The organism is Streptomyces sp. Z423-1 (genome assembly GCF_013009255.1).
GTDB classification, from domain to species: domain Bacteria; phylum Actinomycetota; class Actinomycetes; order Streptomycetales; family Streptomycetaceae; genus Streptomyces; species Streptomyces gossypiisoli.
Map to the genome: position 1 here is coordinate 4572498 of NZ_CP053109.1, position 16218 is coordinate 4588715.

General features: G+C 70.3%; 15 protein-coding genes, 2 tRNA genes and 1 pseudogene. 8 read left to right on the forward strand and 10 right to left on the reverse strand.

Annotated features, from left to right (window positions below):
* Positions 1-239 precede the first annotated feature (239 nt).
* From HJD23_RS20320 to HJD23_RS20335, 4 genes and pseudogenes are all read left to right on the forward strand, one after another.
* Positions 240-776: pseudogene (locus HJD23_RS20320) on the forward strand (N-acetylmuramoyl-L-alanine amidase); the annotation flags it as partial.
* A 182-nt stretch (positions 777-958) separates the two neighbouring features.
* Positions 959-1303: a hypothetical protein gene (locus tag HJD23_RS20325; protein WP_240980767.1), complete on the forward strand. Its 345-nt coding sequence runs from the start codon at positions 959-961 to the stop codon at positions 1301-1303.
* On the forward strand, positions 1300-1656 hold the full coding sequence (locus HJD23_RS20330; protein WP_171113774.1) for a hypothetical protein: 357 nt from the start codon (positions 1300-1302) through the stop codon (positions 1654-1656). Before HJD23_RS20325 ends, HJD23_RS20330 begins: the two co-directional genes overlap by 4 nt.
* Complete coding sequence (locus HJD23_RS20335) at positions 1640-2437, forward strand: hypothetical protein (protein WP_171113775.1); 798 nt, start codon at positions 1640-1642, stop codon at positions 2435-2437. The genes HJD23_RS20330 and HJD23_RS20335 overlap by 17 nt, the downstream gene beginning before the upstream one ends.
* A 198-nt stretch (positions 2438-2635) precedes the next feature.
* Here HJD23_RS20335 and HJD23_RS20340 read toward each other — a convergent pair whose 3' ends face one another.
* Positions 2636-3355 carry a hypothetical protein gene (locus HJD23_RS20340; RefSeq protein WP_232107812.1) on the reverse strand — a complete coding sequence of 240 codons (720 nt, stop codon included), beginning with the start codon at positions 3353-3355 and terminating at the stop codon, positions 2636-2638.
* 103 nt (positions 3356-3458) lie between these two features.
* Positions 3459-3531, reverse strand: a tRNA-Ala gene (locus HJD23_RS20345).
* A 181-nt stretch (positions 3532-3712) separates the two neighbouring features.
* Between HJD23_RS20345 and HJD23_RS20350 the strand changes: the two genes are divergently transcribed.
* Both HJD23_RS20350 and HJD23_RS20355 read left to right on the forward strand, forming a co-directional pair.
* Positions 3713-4261 carry a DNA-binding protein gene (locus HJD23_RS20350; RefSeq protein ID WP_171113776.1) on the forward strand — a complete coding sequence of 183 codons (549 nt, stop codon included), beginning with the start codon at positions 3713-3715 and terminating at the stop codon, positions 4259-4261.
* Positions 4262-4339: 78 nt separating this feature from the next.
* Positions 4340-6328 carry a serine/threonine-protein kinase gene (locus HJD23_RS20355; RefSeq protein ID WP_171113777.1) on the forward strand — a complete coding sequence of 663 codons (1989 nt, stop codon included), beginning with the start codon at positions 4340-4342 and terminating at the stop codon, positions 6326-6328.
* A gap of 35 nt (positions 6329-6363) precedes the next feature.
* On the opposite strand, the gene HJD23_RS20360 is transcribed toward HJD23_RS20355, so the two are convergent.
* Complete coding sequence (locus tag HJD23_RS20360; protein ID WP_171113778.1) at positions 6364-7674, reverse strand: hypothetical protein; 1311 nt, start codon at positions 7672-7674, stop codon at positions 6364-6366.
* A 180-nt stretch (positions 7675-7854) separates the two neighbouring features.
* Positions 7855-7983, reverse strand: coding sequence for a DLW-39 family protein (locus tag HJD23_RS43945; protein ID WP_003999697.1), 129 nt, complete (start codon positions 7981-7983; stop codon positions 7855-7857).
* A 371-nt stretch (positions 7984-8354) separates the two neighbouring features.
* Here HJD23_RS43945 and HJD23_RS20370 point away from each other — a divergent pair, with 371 nt between their 5' ends.
* Positions 8355-8741 carry a DUF6344 domain-containing protein gene (locus tag HJD23_RS20370; protein ID WP_171113780.1) on the forward strand — a complete coding sequence of 129 codons (387 nt, stop codon included), beginning with the start codon at positions 8355-8357 and terminating at the stop codon, positions 8739-8741.
* Positions 8742-8937: 196 nt separating this feature from the next.
* Here HJD23_RS20370 and HJD23_RS20375 read toward each other — a convergent pair whose 3' ends face one another.
* From HJD23_RS20375 to HJD23_RS20385, 3 genes are all read right to left on the reverse strand, one after another.
* Positions 8938-9978, reverse strand: a complete 1041-nt coding sequence (locus tag HJD23_RS20375; RefSeq protein ID WP_171113781.1) for an XRE family transcriptional regulator — start codon at positions 9976-9978, stop codon at positions 8938-8940.
* A gap of 134 nt (positions 9979-10112) precedes the next feature.
* Positions 10113-10340, reverse strand: a complete 228-nt coding sequence (locus HJD23_RS20380) for a hypothetical protein (protein WP_232107811.1) — start codon at positions 10338-10340, stop codon at positions 10113-10115.
* Between the two features lie 85 nt (positions 10341-10425).
* Positions 10426-11409: an ankyrin repeat domain-containing protein gene (locus HJD23_RS20385; RefSeq protein ID WP_171113782.1), complete on the reverse strand. Its 984-nt coding sequence runs from the start codon at positions 11407-11409 to the stop codon at positions 10426-10428.
* A 195-nt stretch (positions 11410-11604) separates the two neighbouring features.
* Between HJD23_RS20385 and HJD23_RS20390 the strand changes: the two genes are divergently transcribed.
* On the forward strand, positions 11605-12489 hold the full coding sequence (locus tag HJD23_RS20390) for a hypothetical protein (RefSeq protein ID WP_171113783.1): 885 nt from the start codon (positions 11605-11607) through the stop codon (positions 12487-12489).
* Between the two features lie 77 nt (positions 12490-12566).
* On the opposite strand, the gene HJD23_RS20395 is transcribed toward HJD23_RS20390, so the two are convergent.
* The 3 genes from HJD23_RS20395 to gyrA form a co-directional block, all read right to left on the reverse strand.
* Positions 12567-12643, reverse strand: a tRNA-Ile gene (locus HJD23_RS20395).
* A 102-nt stretch (positions 12644-12745) separates the two neighbouring features.
* The gene (locus HJD23_RS20400; RefSeq protein ID WP_171113784.1) at positions 12746-13558 is read right to left on the reverse strand and encodes a DUF3566 domain-containing protein; all 813 of its coding nucleotides are present in this window, start codon (positions 13556-13558) and stop codon (positions 12746-12748) included.
* 18 nt (positions 13559-13576) lie between these two features.
* A complete protein-coding gene (gene gyrA, locus HJD23_RS20405; protein WP_171113785.1) occupies positions 13577-16177 on the reverse strand; it encodes a DNA gyrase subunit A in 2601 nt (866 codons plus the stop codon).
* Positions 16178-16218: the final 41 nt, after the last annotated feature.

The window sequence follows — 16218 nt, forward strand, 5'->3', positions numbered from 1 at the left end:
GGCCAGGTGGTCCCGGGCCACCACCTGTGCGTACGAAGAGCCCCGGCGCGTGGCCTCGACCACCACGTCCGCGCCCGGCAGGGCATTGACGTACTCCGCCCGCGCCCCCTCGAGCTCGGCCTGTGGCAGGTCGCCCTTCCACTGGAGGTGATCTGCTGGTCGTCCTCGCCGAGCGTCACCAGGTCGGTGGCCTTGGCCTCGCGCGCGGCCTTCAGGGAAGTGGCGGGCTTTCCGGTCTTGCCGCCGACAACGCCGCGCTGAAGGAGGTCAGGCTGACCGCCCCGGCCACCGCGACGTACGGCCCGACGATCACCAGCGCGAACCACACGGCCAAGCCCGGCACGGCGACGACGTGGTCCATGACCGCGTACGACCAGGCGGGCAACGCTGGCTCGGCCTCCGTGTCCGGCACCCTGGTCACCCTGCAGGAGTCCGCGGCCACCAAGTCCGGTACCTGGACGACCAAGTCCTCCACCAGCTACCTCGGCGGCAAGTCCTACTCCAGCTCGGCCAAGAACGCCTCGCTGACGTGGACCTTCACCGGCCGTTCGGTGGGCTGGGTGGTCTCCCGGGCGTCCACGTCGGGCCAGGCGTACGTGTACGTCGACGGCGTCAAGACGGCCACGGTCGACCTGAAGTCCTCGACGACCGAATACCGGGACGCGATCTGGACCAAGACGTGGTCATCGAGCGCCAAGCACACGATCAAGATCGTGGTCGTGGCCACGTCGGGACGCCCCACCGTCACGACCGACGGGATCGTGTACCTCAAGTAGCGTCTCAGGCCGCTGTCGTCCATATTGCCGAATTGCCGAATGCCGGCAATCAGACACGAAGGCGTCTGCCGCCCTCGGCAGATGAGTGCCCGTGTCCGGGCGGTCATCATGATGAGCCAGGGGCGGTCCCGGCGTTCCGGAGCCCGCCGAAGGTGAGAGGGGGCGGCGGGGTGCTCGGGACCGTGACGGATGTGTTCGACAGGGTCGTGGACGTGCTCGTCGTGGCCTTGGGGCTGGGCTGCGTGTGGCTGGGATGGCGGACCGTGTTCCGGCCGCGTCAGCCGCCGGAGCCGATCCAGGGGCCGGTGTGGGTGGTCCGTGCCTGGGGGGTCGGCTATGTGCTGCTGGGGATCTCGCTCTCCGTCGAGTCGGTGATCCTGATGGCCGGCGGGAAGCCGGACTGGCCGGTGGACGTGATCCGCTGGGTTGCCGGGCCGCTCGTGGTCGGCTCGCTCTTGGCGGCGTTCGGGTCCCGGTGGCGGAGGCGCTATCGGGCCCGGGCCATCGCCAAGGGGCGGCAGGCGTGAGCCGGGCCGTTTCCTGGAGTGAGGCGGTGCTCGTGGCCATTGCCTGTTGGGCGGTCAGCGGCCTGGGATACGCAGTGCTCGCCGCCCTGGACGACCCGAATCTGTCCGTTGCGCCCCTCGTCGGCATGGGGCTCGTCCAGTGGTTCTGGGTGCGCCACCGCTCGTGGCCGGCTGGGGTCGCGGCGGGCCTGGTCGGGGCTGTCACGCTGTTCGGGCTCGTCGACGTACTACGTCCTCACCTGGGCCGGTACGTCGCGGGCGCACTGGCCACGGGTACCGCGGCGACGGTCGCCCTGGCCGTCTTCACCCTGGTCATGCGCGGAGGGGAACGCCGTCATGACGCGCCACGCTGACCCGCTCACGGGCGACCGCCTCAGCCTGCCGCCCGCCCAGGGTGCTGTCCGGCGGCGTACCGTCTGGCACCGAACGTGGGGGATGTGCGCGACCCTGCTCGGCATCGTGGCGCTCCTCCTCGGCGTCATGGGACTGGCCGCCGTACCCGACCTGATCGAGGACGCGAAAGCATTCGGCGCCGCGACCCCGTGCACGGCCCTGTCCTCTCCCCACGACGACTGCCTGCGCTCGTTCGACGCGACCGTGACCCGAACCGTGATCAGGGAGCAGGCGAAGTCGTCCGAGTACGTGCTGTATCTGAACGGCTTGGCGCGGGTGCCGCGCATCGACATGGGCGGCTCCGGGCCACTGCTGAAGCACCTGCATCCCGGTGACGACGTGACGGTCACCATGTGGCGGGACTACGCGACCACAGTGCGGCACGGGAAGATCTCCCAGGAAACTGCCGACACCCCGGAGGGCGAGCCGACCTTCGTGTGCGCGCTCGCCCTGGCCTTGCTGTCCGGCGGAGCGTACGGCCTGTACGCGGGAGGCACAGCCCTGTCCTACGCCCGGCGCCACGCGGTGAAGGGCCTGCCCGCCACACTCATGACGCGCGGCAAGGAAGCGGCCGGAGCGGCCCTGTGCGCGCTTCCGGCCCTGGTCGTGGGCGACTTCACGAACGTGCCGGTCATGCTGGTGGTGTGGCTGGGGCTGCTACCCCTCGTCCGGTGGGTCGTACGCCGGCTGCAACAGCCCGGCAGGGGACGGCACGCCCGGCCGCCCGTGCACACGGCCTGACGGGCCCCGGGACCATCGCAGTTCCGCTGGCCGTGGCCGGTGCCGCAAGGCACACCCTGCCCGGGCCCGGCGTCCCGCTTCTGATCCTCAAACTGGCCGATCTCATCGCCGACGTGCAGGCGTCTTTGGGCTTCCTCGACAGCGGGGCGCTGTTCGGCCGGTTCAGGGTCCGGGCAGGGCCGTCCGGCGCAGTGCCGCTCACTCGTTCGGAGGCACAGGCCGTGGGCCTGCAGCTTCTCGCCCGTCTGATGCAATGACGACCGTCCGGCGCGACTTCCGGGTCTTCGGAGGGCCGAGCACGGACTTGCCGTCCTCGTCCTTCTTCCACGCCCTCTGTACGCGGATGGCGGGGCGACCGTTGCGCCGCCGGAGGTCGCGGGGGCTGGAGCGCGGTCGCCTCCCCCATCGGAAGCCGGTCTCCGCGATGGTCTCGCCAAGTTCCTTGGCGTCGTCGCGGAGGCATTCGTGGATCCACGCCCACTCCTCACGTTCGAGGAAGACGATCTCTTCCTCGTCCTCGGTGGAGTCGAGCCGAGGCAGACGGGTCTTGGCGCACGGGTCGGAAGCACGCAGTGACGTTTCTGGATCGACGGCGGACTGCATGATCGCGCTGAGCAGGCCGTGCTTGGTGTGGATGTGTATCGCCTGAATTCCGGTGAGGCGATCGATGTAGGCGAGGGCGAAGGGCTCGAACATCGTCTCCGCACGGCGCCGCTCAGCGACGAACCCCTGTCCGCGGATCCACCCGGGAGGCCAGTTCTGGCCATGTCCGTTGACCAGATCCTCGAAGCGCTGGGCGGCCGGCTCCTCGTCGAAGACCTCCGACTCCTGCTTGCCTCCAGCGGTTCCGCCGGCTCGCCACATCGCGGTGTAGTACACCGATCCGTCGCGTCTGACCCTGTCTTTCACGTACGCCATGCCCAGCACCGTAAGACAGTCGATGCTGACGCGGTGCTGACGTTATGAACACGGAGAGCCCTCCTGATCTGCGTTTCCGCAGGTCAGGAGGGCTCTCGGGGTGTGGAGCCTAGGGGAGTCGAACCCCTGACATCTGCCATGCAAAGACAGCGCTCTACCAACTGAGCTAAGGCCCCGGAAAGAGGGACATCCGCCGGAAGAACCGCGTACCGGCAGGCGCCGCAGACCAGAGTAGCGGGTCACCCCCGGTATCTCGCAAAAAGATTGGGGGGTCCCCGTGAACGACCACTCTCCGTAAGATGCTCGGCGTGGTTCGCTACAGCGAACCGCCGTTTGGGGAAGCGATGGGGAGACGCAATGGACGCCGCACAGCAGGAAGCCACCGCAAGAGCGCGGGAACTGCAGCGGAACTGGTATGGGGAGCCGTTGGGGGCGCTCTTCCGTAAGCTCATAGACGATCTTGGTCTCAACCAGGCTCGTCTCGCGGGGGTACTGGGGCTGTCCGCACCGATGCTGTCGCAGCTGATGAGCGGCCAGCGGGCGAAGATCGGCAACCCGGCCGTGGTCCAGCGGGTGCAGCTGCTGCAGGAACTGGCCGCGCAGGTGGCGGACGGCAGTGTGAGCGCGGCCGAGGCCACCGACCGGATGGAGGAGATCAAGAAGTCGCAGGGGGGATCGGTGCTCAGCAACACCACGCAGACGACGAACAGTTCGGGAGCGCCGACGGTCAAGCGGGTGGTCCGTGAGATCCAGTCCCTGCTGCGTTCGGTGGCCGCCGCGGGAGACATCATCGACGCCGCGGACACCCTCGCCCCGACCCACCCGGAGCTGGCAGAGTTCCTCCGGGTGTACGGCGCCGGGCGCACGTCCGACGCCGTCGCGCACTACCAGGCGCACCAGAGCTGAACCGGGGCAAGCAACGGGGGGAAGCCCTGGAACTGAGGGGGACTGAAGGGACCGAAGGGGGAGGAGCGGCGTACCACGATGGGTGAGGTCTTCGCCGGGCGGTACGAGCTGGTCGACCCGATCGGACGCGGAGGAGTGGGCGCCGTCTGGCGCGCCTGGGACCAGCGCCGGCGCCGCTATGTGGCCGCCAAGGTCCTGCAACAGCGCGACGCGCACTCCCTGCTGCGGTTCGTCCGCGAACAGGCGCTGCGGATCGATCATCCCCATGTGCTCGCACCGGCCAGCTGGGCAGCCGACGACGACAAGGTCCTGTTCACGATGGATCTGGTGGCCGGCGGTTCGCTGGCCCACCTCGTCGGGGACTACGGTCCCCTGCCGCCGTCCTTCGTCTGCACCCTCCTCGACCAGCTCCTGTCGGGCCTCGCCGCGGTGCACGCGGAAGACGTCGTGCACCGTGACGTCAAGCCCGCCAATGTGCTGCTGGAGGCCACCGGCACCGGGCGGCCGCGGCTGCGGCTGTCCGACTTCGGCATCGCCATGCGGCTGGGCGAACCGCGCCTGACCGAGACCAACCTCGTGGTGGGAACGCCCGGGTATCTCGCGCCCGAGCAGATGATGGGCGCGGAACCGGACTTCCCGGCGGACCTGTTCGCCGTGGGGCTGGTCGCGCTGTATCTGCTGGAGGGTGCCAAGCCGGACGCCAAGGCGCTCATCCAGTACTTCGCCGAGCACGGGACTCCGGGTGCGCCCAAGGGCATCCCCGAACCGCTGTGGCAGGTTGTGGCCACGCTGTTGCAGCCGGACCCGGCGGCCCGGTTCCGTACGGCCACGGGGGCGCGCAAGGCGCTTGCCGCTGCGGCAGAGCTGCTTCCGGAGCCCGGGCCCGATGACGAGCAGATCGAGATCTTCGATCAACTCGGGCCACTGCCACCGGGGTTCGGGCCGGACGGGCCGCTCGCGCGGGGTGGCGGGACCTGGGAGGCGGGATCGGACGAGGCGTCGGGGGGCGGGAGCGGTCGGGGGTCGGACGAGGCGTCGCGGGTCGGGAGCGGTCGGGGGTCGGACGAGGCGTCGCGGGTCGGGAGCGGTCGGGGAGCGGACGAGGCGTCGCGGGTCGGGAGCGGTCTGGGGTCGTCCGAGGCGTCGGGGGGCGGGAGAGACCGCGAGCTGTTCGATGCGTCCCGGGTCGGGGGTGGTGGGTTGCCGCCCGAGGCCTCGCAGGTCGGGAACGACGGCGCGCTGCCCGAGTCGTCCCGGGTCGGGGGCGATGAGCTGTTGCCCGAGGCCGCCCGAGCAGGGGGCGGTGGGGTGTTGCCCGACGCCGCGCGAACAGGGCGCGGTGAGCTGCCACCCGATGCCGCCCGAACAGGGCGCGGTGAGCTGCCGCCCGACGCCGCGCGACTGAGAAACGGCGGGATACCGCCCGAGGGCCCGTCAGCAGCAGGCCATGCCGTGCCGCCGCCCGACGCGGGGGATGGCCAGGAGTCGCCAACCGCGCTGCCCGGCATGGGGTCCGTTCCCCCAGGGCCCGGCGCCACGGACGTAACCCCCGATCCACGGCATCAACCCGCCAGTCCCCCGCAGCCGGCCAACATGTCCGACACCGGCAGTTTCCACTTGCCGCCGCCCCAGCCCACGGTCACCACCCGGCGCTCCCCCGCAGAACCCCGGCGGCATGCAGGCACTCCACAGCCGCATAAACCACAGCAGTCACAGAAGCCGAACCACCACCCCAGCCCTCACTACGCCCCGCAACCACACCAACCGTCCTTCGCCTCCCCGCAGCCGCGAGCACCGCTCTACCCCACCCAGCCGCCGGCACAGGCGACCCCGGCGACCCCGGTGATGCCCCAGCGCGCTGATGTCCCCACTGCTTCATACACCGCTCAGGACCCGCAAGTTCCACCGTCGGCGCCTCCAATTCCACGGCCGCCTGCCGGGCAGCATCGTCGTACCGGCCGACGCTCCACGCACCGGCCAGGCCCACCCGCCAAAACGGTCATCCCGCTGCTCCTGCTGGCGCTGGCCTGCTACGCAGTGGGGTTCTGGGCGCTGACCCGCATCTGAGCTGCCGCGGGTCGGAGCTGTGGGCGTGGGAACGTCTACCCGGCGAGCCCGGCCCTCCGCCGCGCCACGGCCGTCCACACACCGAGCGCCGCGAGAATCACACTGCCCGCGCCGATCCCGCCCACGGCCACCGCGATCATCACCCCGTCATCATCCCCCCCACCCCCGGCCTCGCCGGCACCACCGGCAGCCGCCCCAAAACCTCCGCCCAGGCTTCCTCCCCGCACCTGGAAGACGCCCCGCGGCACGGACTCCCCGGCGTAGGCGGGCCCCTCCTGCGGCGCCCCCTTCACCCCCACACGCAACGTCAGCCCGAACGGCCCGTCGCCGAACTCCTCGGCCACCTCCGCGGAGAGGTGTACGACGAGGTAATAGGAACCGGCGAAGCGCATCCCGCTCACCCGGTCGGTGAAGGAGTGACGGTTGGCGTGGGCGACCGGCGGGAGCGGCGCGAGCGCGGCCGTCCGCTGTTTGCCGTCGTAGCCAACGCGCTTGTCCGTGACGGAAGCACGCACGGGGTTGTAGAGGGAGATGTCCAGCGCGCTGCTCACGTAGCCGGAGCCGGTCGTGGCCGTGCCGAGTTCGGCGGTGGCGGACAGCTGCTGGCCCCAGTCGACCGGGACCTTGTAGAAGAGCGTCTGCCCGGGTGCGATGTCGTCGGTCCAGACGCCCTGCCCCACGGAGGTCGCGCTCGTGAAACCGGCGCCGCCCCGCCGCAGTTCGGGCTCGTCCGTGGGCGGTACGGGCGTGGCGGAGTCCCAGGCCTCCGGCGCCTTCGTGGCATCGGCCCGCGTCAGTCCCGGCTCCTCGACCACGGCCAGCTCCAGGTCCCAGGCGGCCGGCGCGGAGTCCGTCGTACCGGCGCGTTCGACGACGACGTAATACGTGCCCGCGTCCTGGCAGCGGGTCCCGCCCGCCTCACGCACGCCCCCGGCCGCGATCGGATGCGGGCTGCGGGCGGCGCCGAAGGGCGTGGTGTCGGACGAGCAGGACCTGCCGTCGGCGTCCTGCACGGACACCTTGATGCCCTCGATCGCGGAGACGGTGGCGTCCGGGTCGGGTACGGCGGTGGCGGAGACGTACGCGTTCGAGGCGGCGTCGAGGAGGAGGCGGTAGTACGCCTTTCCACCGGCGGGGAGGGTGCTCCGGTACGTCCGGCCGGGCTCCAGGCGTACGGCGTCGGTGGTACCCGCGGCGGCGGGGACGGGCTGGGCGTCCTCCGCGAAGGCGAAGGAAGAGAAGGAAGAGGGTGACGCCGCCGAGGCCGGCATGGGCGCGGCCGCGGCAACCCCCGACAGCACCACCGGCCCCGTCAGTGCCAGGGCCCCCGGCAACAGCAAAGCCACCGCACGCTCCCGCGCCGTACGCCGCCGCCCGATCACGCGTCACCCACCCCCGGAGTTCCGACCTCGAACCGTCCGTGCCCTGGCTCATCCTGCCCCGCGGGCTGCTTGGCCGGCACCCGCATACACGCGAAACCCCGACCGCGACGCGGCCGGGGTCTGTTCAGTCTCGGTTGTCGGTACTCACGAACCCGTGGGCACGGAGTCAGTCGCCTCCGTCCACAGATCCTGCTCGGCGCGATCCGCCTGGATCTGGCGGTACACGAGGAGCCCGCCGATGGCGGCCAGTGCGACCAGGAGAAGCTTCTTCACCGCGCGACCTCGTCTTTCCTTGACGTAGGGGACCTCTGGCGCCCGACTATACACACCGACCGATATCGATCGGTGACCTGTGCGCTGCCCCAACTCCCCACCGGCATCCCGCACTAGAAGCGGCACAGCCGGCGATCCCACAGCGGACGGCACCACTCCGATCCGAGGGTGATCACACCCCTACGGATGGTGAGATTTGCCCCGCCTTCGCCGCTCTCCTCCCTCCTTCCAAGGATTTCGCACTCCTTGCACCCGTCCGGGTGGTGTTCATCCGAAGATCGCGGCGCCATGGGCGTTGGTCCACCACTTCGCGATCCCCATACACATCATGAGGAAAGTACGCAAATCGCCCAACCCGAAAGTGAGGGGCCATGGCCCGGAACAAGGTCATGAACCTGTGGAACGTCATCGTCACCGCCTTCCTCGCATTGCTCACGGCGCTCGGATTCGTCACCACGTCCGCCTCCGCGGCGGTACCGCAGACCGAGCCGGCCCGCAATAGCACCAGCCCACGCCTCACGGTGCCGACGATGGCCCCCTGGGCCTGGGCTCACGCCCGGACCCTGCCCCCCACGATGAAACAGCGCATCCGAGCCGAGGCGCACGGAAAGTCCCCGAGCTGCCGGCACCACCCGCTCGCCGAGAACAGCCAGACCGTTGCCGCCCCCACGACCGCTGCTGCTGCCCGGAACGACGACTGCGACACGGAGCCGCCCGTCATCGCCGCCGGCCATGTATCGCTGCCTCTCCAGCGCTGAAACCCACGCCCTGCCTCCCCTCCTTTCACCTCTCTTCGTCCCTGTCGTCACGACGAACTTGCGTACAACGCCCTCACCCTGAGACCCGGTCACTCCCGCAGTGGCCGGGTTTTCGCGTTGCCCGGCCTGTCCGGGAACAGTTCCCCCGGCCTGCACAGGAACAGTTCCTCGGCCTGTCCGGGATCATTCGTCCGACTCAGCCGGTCTCCGGCGCCCCACTGATCACGTACTGCTGGCCACGGCTGCCGTCGCACGGCCGGAAAGTCGCCTCGGTTCCCTCGTCCGGCGTCGGCCGGGCCGAGGCCACACACTGGCCTGTGTCGAGGCGCAGCACATAGGTGCGCGGATCGCCGTCACCGTTCGGCGCGCGCTGGATCCGGAACCGGGTCGCCGCGGCGCACATCTCCCACGGTTCCAGCAGGCCACGGGCCGCACCGCTGGTGAGCGCCTTCAGGCAACCGTCACCGTGCTCGGGGTGACGCCAGCGCACGTGGTACGTCTCGTTCCCGGCCGGTACGAGGTCCGTGACCGGCGGCGTGGCCTGTGAACAGGCCCGATGGACCGCCACGTGGGACTTGTACCGGCCGTCCCGAACGAAGCCGTCGGTCAGGCACAGCGTGGGGGACTGAACCGGCCGCAGGCGCACGGGGCCGCCGGGGATCCCTCCCGCGCCATCGGCGGCGACATCGGCATCCGCATCCGCATCCGTACCAGCACTGGCACCGGCATCGCTCTGGCGTTCGGCATCGCGGCCGGTCCGCTGTTCGTCGGTGCCGGATCCCGGTGTGTTGAGGGCCCAGGCGGCGAGGCCGGCGAGGGCGAGTGCGGCGACGGTCGTAACGGCGGTCGCGAGGCGTGGGCGGCGCCGTCGGGGTACGTCGTGCCCTTCTTCCCGTTCCCCGGAAGGCTCCGCAGGCGGCACAGGCCCCGCCTCGCGCGCGGCGATCCGCTCCCGGGCCGCCAGCCAGTACTCGACGCGCTTCTCAACGTCGGACCCGTCCGCACCCCCGGTTCCGCACGCCCGTACGAACGCGGCCACCAGCTCCGCTCTCGGCAGCGCGTCCCGTGCGAGGGCGTTGGCCAGGGTGCTACGCGCCAGCACATCGCCCCGCGCGGCGGCCCGCTGTTCGAGCTCCCGGTAGGTGAATCCGCAGGACTCCTTCACCTGCCGCAGCAGCGCGACGAATTCCGCGGCGTCTCTTGCCTGTTCGGGGCGCGGCGCTTTCCGGGTCTCCATGACGCACCTATGTTTCCGGCACCCCCAGTGCCCCACAATTTCGGATCACGCCATTTCCCCGCGCCCTTCCAACCACCTCCCTGTCGCATCACCGCCGCTCGGGCCACCGTGATGAGCCAGACGGCCGCTCATCGCTACCGGCCCCCGTCCCTGGCCGCCCGCAACGCCCGTACGTCCCGGACGAGGACCCATACCGCCACCAGCACCAGCCCGACCCCCGCTCCGGCCCAGAGCACCGACCCACCGGCCTGGTACTCCTGCACGCCGACGACGGCGAGCAACAAGGCAGGCAGGAGCCCGAAAGCCGAGACCCACACACTGATACGTCTGCTCAAGCGGCTGTCGTCGAGATGTCTGCGCATGCGGCCATCATCACGTGCGTACGCCCGAGGGCTGGGCCGGAACCCGAAAACCGGGCACGGGACGCCGCACCGACCCAGGCCCGCCTCAGTGGTGGCCCCAGTAGTCCCGCCGAGGCAGCTCCACCCACGCGTCGACCGGCCCGACGACCGCTCGCGCGTCCGTAAGCCGCAGTCCCGCGTACGCACACGCATACGCCACCGCGTTGGAGCGGTAGAGGTAGGACGCCAGCACCTCCTCCGGCGGGTCCTCCGGGTTCGGCCCACCGCCCGGGTGGAGGTCCCAGCCCTCTATGACCCCGTCGCGGGCGATGGCGCCCTGGTTGCCGCTCTTGGGGTTGGCGTACAGGCCGTAGCAGACGGTCCCGGCGGAGAGCAGCTTCAGCACGCCGGGCATCTGCGGCGCGTACCCCCACGGCTGGGTGACCACGCAGCCGCCCGGCACGGTGGTCACGCCGACGACCTGCAGACTCTCGTCCATGTCGAAGGCGTACGGGTCCTCCAGCAGCGCGTCCGCCTTCTCCCCGTCGACCGGCGTCACCTCCAGGCGACGTATCGCCTCCTCGGCGTCGATCCCGGCCACGCAGGCCAGGCCCGTGCCGTCGTAGTAGAGGTTCCCCAGCGCCGCGACGAGCCGTCTGCCTTCCTCGGCCGCCGCACGCTCCGTCTCTGTCAGGCCTGGTGCCTCTTCGGGCACGTCGAACAGGTCCGGCGTCGGCCCCGCCAGGCTGAGCCGCCCCGGCGACCATCCGCCCATGAACACTCGCCGGGGATCGGCCCCGGCGGTGGTCAGCGCGCGGGCATTGTCCGCCCGCCCCGCCAGGACGGCCGCCCACAACGCGCTCCCCCCGTCCTCCAGCGCGTCCACGTCCGTGACGCGTCGGGCCAGCTCCGCGACGACCTCCGGTGAACCGAACACCGACGCTTGGTGCAGCGGACGCCCCCCGCCCCACTTTTCGGGATCGGCGCCCTGGTCAAGACGCCGCCGGATGGCGTCGTAGTCCCGCCAGTCCTCCCAGCGGACACTGGCCCACCCCTCACCGGCCCGCCCGTCACTCCGACCTGTCACCATGCCCCCTCCAGCACTGATCGTGACGACTCGCACCGCCTCGTAACCACACCATCGCAGACGCCACTGACAATGCCCGCTCGCAGACGATGGACAGGGGGTCGGCTGGGCGGCGGTGGAGGGCGCCATCCCAGGCGGTCTCTGAGAAAATCGGAACGCCGCCCCCATCCGACGCCCCGTTACGCGGAGAGGCACCCCGTGGACTTCGACGCTGTCGCCGACGAGCTGTACGGGCTGCGGCCGGAGCACTTCACCACTGCCCGCGACACACACGCGGCGGCAGCCCGCAAGGCCGGCGACCGCGCCCTCGCCGAGAAAATCGGCAAGCTGCGCCGCCCGAGCCTGTCGGCGTGGGCTAGCAACCTCCTGGTCCGCGAACAGCCCGACCAGGTCGAACCGCTGCTGAGGCTCGGGGAGGGCCTGCGCCAGGCCCACCACGACCTGGACGGCGGTCAGCTGCGCGAACTCATCCGTCAGCAGCGCGTCCTGATCAGCGCGCTGTCCCGGCAGGCCGGACAACTCGCCGCACAGGCGGGTCGCCCGATCACTCCGGACGCCCAGCGGGAGGTCGAGAGCACCCTGCAGGCCGTACTCGCCGACCCGGACGCGGCCCGGCAATGGGCAGCGGGGCGGCTGGTCAAGCCGCTCGACGCCGCGGTGGGTTTCCCCGCGATCGCACAGGATGCCGTACGACGTGCTCCCGCCGTGTCCGCGGCGCCACCTCCGGCTGCCCGCCGCGAGAGCGCGGCGGACGAGACGGACGAGACCGGGCGCGAGCGCCTCGGGAAGGCGCGCGAGGAAGCGGAGAGCGCCGAGCGTGAACTTCGGGCCGCCGAGGAGGAGGCGACGGCGGCCGCCCACGACGCGGAGGACGCCAAGAAGCGGGCGGACCAGCTGCGACAGCGCACCAGCAGCCTGGCCGAGGAGCTGGCACGGGCCGAGGAGGAACACCGCCAGGCCGTCACCGCCGAACGCCAGGCCCGGGAGCGCGCCCGCTTCGTCGACCGCCGCGTGACCGAGGCCCGCCGCCGGGCGAAAGCGGCGGCCGCCCGCGTGGAACGCCTGACCACGGGAAGCCGCTAGCCGACCTCTACCTCGTGCGGGCGCAATCACCCCCAAGACAAAGACCCCCAGCCCTATGGGACTGGGGGTCTTTGTGCTGGTGGGGCTAACAGGATTTGAACCTGTGGCCTCATCCTTATCAGGGATGCGCTCTAACCAACTGAGCTATAGCCCCGCCGCGCTCTGCGGTGTGTCTCCCGCGCGCTGACTCCTGAAGATTAGCGCACGACTGGGGCAGTCCCAAAATCGATAGTCGCAGGACGTTTGAAGGCCCCCGTCACTCGTCCTCGGCCAGCGTCAGCTCCACCCCGCCGACGAAGCCGGCGGAGAGGTTGTAGATGAACGCGCCCAGCGTCGCCAGCGCCGTCGCCAGGACGACGTCGATGACCGCGATGATCGCCGTGAACATCAGGACGTTGGGCAGCGACAGGAACGCCTGCAGGTCGAAGCCGTTCGACTCGTTCGAGCCGGTCGCCTCGGAGATCGTGCCGCCGACCGTGGAGAAGACGCCCATGGCGTCCATGACCATCCACAGCACCGCCGACGCCACGATCGTGCAGATGCCGAGCGCGATGGAGAGCAGGAAGCTGACCTTCATCACCGACCACGGGTCGGCCTTGGCCACCCGCAGCCGCGCCTTGCGCACCCGCGGCGTGGTGCGCGCCCCGGTGCGCGGCCGTCGTACCGCGCCGCCGGAAGCGGACGTCGCGGGCGTCTGGTAGGCCTGCGGCGGGTGGTACGGCCCGGAGGGCTGCTGCTCGGGCTGTCGCTCACCGGGCAGCGGGGAAGCCGCCTGCTGCGCCCCCGCCGGCTGCGGCTGGGCGCCCGGAGCGGCCGAGCCCGCTCCAGCCGCGTACTGCTGGGCCTGCGGGCCTCGGGTGTCCGTCACAGTTCCCCCCTGGGATCCATGAGTGTCAGGCGACTTCGAGGACGTCTGAGCGTCCTTCGCGGGTGATTTGATCGCCCGCAGTTGGGTGGTGTGCGGGTCCGTCCCAGGCGCGGCGGAGCCACGGCCGCCGCCGTCCGTCTCCGTGCCGGTCGAAGTACCGGCCGGGGTACCGGTCGATCCGGCGCCCGTGGCTCCGCTCACGCTGACTCACTCCTCGTGCTACTCGGCCGAGGGCGCCTCACCCTCGTCCGTGCCGGTGGTGACGGCACCCTCGGCGGTCTCGTCGGCGGCCAGATCGCCGTCGACCTCCTCCGCCTCGCGTCCCGCCTCGGCGTTTCGAGCGATACCGACCACGGCATCGCGCTTGCCCAGATTGATCAGTTGGACGCCCATGGTGTCACGGCCCGTCTCCCTGACCTCGTTGACTCGCGTGCGAATCACACCGCCGGACAGCGTGATGGCGAGAATCTCGTCGGTCTCCTCGACCACCAGCGCGCCGACGAGCGAACCACGGTCCTCGACGATCTTGGCGGCCTTGATGCCGAGGCCGCCGCGACCCTGGACGCGGTACTCGTCGACGGCGGTCCGCTTCGCGTACCCGCCGTCGGTGGCAGTGAACACGAACGTACCGGTTCGAACAACATTCATCGAGAGCAGTTGGTCTCCTTCGCGGAAACTCATGCCCTTCACGCCTGATGTCGCACGTCCCATCGGGCGAAGGGACTCGTCCGTCGCGGTGAACCTGATCGACTGCGCCTTCTTACTGATCAGCAGAAGATCGTCGTCCGGCGACACGAGTTCGGCTCCGATCAGTTCGTCGTCGGAACCGTCCTCCCGCTCCCGCAGGTTGATCGCGATGACACCGCCCGAGCGCGGCGAGTCGTAGTCCTTGAGTGAGGTCTTCTTCACCAGGCCGCCCTTGGTGGCCAGGACCAGGTACGGCGCGGCGTCGTAGTCGCGGATCGCGAGGATCTCGGCGATCGCCTCGTCCGGCTGGAAGGCCAGCAGGTTCGCGACGTGCTGGCCACGCGCGTCACGGCCGGCGTCCGGCAGCTCGTACGCCTTCGCCCGGTACACCCGGCCCTTGTTGGTGAAGAACAGCAGCCAGTGGTGCGTGGTCGACACGAAGAAGTGGTCGACGATGTCGTCTTCCTTCAGCTTCGTGCCGCGTACGCCCTTGCCGCCGCGCTTCTGCGCCCGGTAGTCGTCCGTCTTGGTGCGCTTGACGTAACCGCCGCGCGTGACGGTGACGACGATGTCCTCCTCGGCGATCAGGTCCTCGATGGACATGTCACCGTCGTAGGGGATCAGCTGGGTCTTGCGGTCGTCGCCGTACTTCTCGACGAGCGCGGCGAGTTCCTCGCTGACGATGCCGCGCTGGCGGATCGGCGAGGCCAGGATCTCGTTGTACTCGGTGATCTTCGCCTGGAGCTCGTCGTGCTCCTGGACGATCTTCTGGCGCTCCAGGGCGGCCAGGCGCCGCAGCTGCATCTCGAGGATGGCGTTGGCCTGGATCTCGTCGATCTCCAGCAGCTCCATCAGGCCCGTACGCGCGATCTCGACCGTGTCGCTGGCCCGGATCAGCGCGATGACCTCGTCGATGGCGTCCAGCGCCTTCAGCAGACCGCGCAGGATGTGCGCCCGCTCCTCGGCCTTGCGCAGCCGGAAGCGCGTACGGCGGACGATGACCTCGATCTGGTGCGTCACCCAGTGCCGGATGAACGCGTCGAGCGAGAGGGTGCGCGGCACACCGTCGACGAGCGCCAGCATGTTGGCGCCGAAGTTCGTCTGCAGGTCGGTGTGCTTGTAGAGGTTGTTCAGTACGACCTTGGCGACCGCGTCCCTCTTCAGCACGATGACCAGACGCTGACCGGTGCGGGAGCTGGTCTCGTCCCGGACGTCCGCGATGCCGCCGATCTTGCCGTCCTTCACCAGGTCGGCGATCTTCTGCGCGAGGTTGTCCGGGTTCACCTGGTACGGCAGCTCGGTGACCACCAGGCACTGGCGGCCCTGGATCTCCTCGACCTCGACCACCGCGCGCATGGTGATCGAGCCGCGTCCGGTGCGGTACGCCTCCTCGATGCCCTTGCGGCCCACCACCAGGGCACCGGTCGGGAAGTCGGGGCCCTTGATGCGCTCGATGAGCGCGTCCAGCAGCTCCTCGTGGCTGGCCTCGGAGTGCTCCAGGTACCACTGGGCGCCGGCCGCGACCTCGCGCAGGTTGTGCGGCGGGATGTTGGTCGCCATGCCGACCGCGATCCCGGCCGAGCCGTTGATCAGCAGGTTCGGGAAGCGGGCGGGCAGGACGGTCGGCTCCTGGGAGCGGCCGTCGTAGTTGTCCGTGAAGTCGACGGTCTCCTCGTCGATGTCGCGGACCATCTCCATCGACAGCGGCGCCATCTTGCACTCGGTGTAGCGCATCGCCGCCGCCGGGTCGTTGCCCGGGGAGCCGAAGTTGCCGTTGGAGTCGACGAGCGGCATGCGCATCGCCCACGGCTGGGCGAGGCGGACCAGGGCGTCGTAGATGGAGCTGTCGCCGTGGGGGTGGTAGTTACCCATGACGTCGCCCACGACACGCGCGCACTTGTAGAAGCCGCGCTCGGGGCGGTAGCCGCCGTCGTACATCGCGTACAGGACGCGGCGGTGGACGGGCTTGAGGCCGTCCCGGACGTCCGGCAGCGCGCGGGAGACGATGACGGACATCGCGTAGTCGAGGTACGAGCGCTGCATCTCCGTCTCGAGCCCGACGGGCTCGACACGGAGGGTCTGGCCCTCGTCCTCGGGCGTGACAGGAGTGACAGGAGTGTTCTCGTCGGCCATAGCTGGTGAAGATCCTTCCTGGTGCGGTCAGCCGAGACCGA

What these genes read in the sequence shown, in the direction of transcription:
- HJD23_RS20335 (WP_171113775.1), top strand. Translation starts at nt 1,640, where the DNA reads ATGACGCGCCACGCTGACCCGCTCACGGGCGACCGCCTCAGCCTGCCG.
- HJD23_RS20340 (WP_232107812.1), bottom strand. Translation starts at nt 3,355, where the DNA reads ATGGCGTACGTGAAAGACAGGGTCAGACGCGACGGATCGGTGTACTAC.
- HJD23_RS20350 (WP_171113776.1), top strand. Translation starts at nt 3,713, where the DNA reads ATGGACGCCGCACAGCAGGAAGCCACCGCAAGAGCGCGGGAACTGCAG.
- HJD23_RS20355 (WP_171113777.1), top strand. Translation starts at nt 4,340, where the DNA reads ATGGGTGAGGTCTTCGCCGGGCGGTACGAGCTGGTCGACCCGATCGGA.
- HJD23_RS20370 (WP_171113780.1), top strand. Translation starts at nt 8,355, where the DNA reads ATGGCCCGGAACAAGGTCATGAACCTGTGGAACGTCATCGTCACCGCC.
- HJD23_RS20375 (WP_171113781.1), bottom strand. Translation starts at nt 9,978, where the DNA reads ATGGAGACCCGGAAAGCGCCGCGCCCCGAACAGGCAAGAGACGCCGCG.
- HJD23_RS20380 (WP_232107811.1), bottom strand. Translation starts at nt 10,340, where the DNA reads ATGCGCAGACATCTCGACGACAGCCGCTTGAGCAGACGTATCAGTGTG.
- HJD23_RS20385 (WP_171113782.1), bottom strand. Translation starts at nt 11,409, where the DNA reads ATGGTGACAGGTCGGAGTGACGGGCGGGCCGGTGAGGGGTGGGCCAGT.
- gyrA (WP_171113785.1), bottom strand. Translation starts at nt 16,177, where the DNA reads ATGGCCGACGAGAACACTCCTGTCACTCCTGTCACGCCCGAGGACGAG.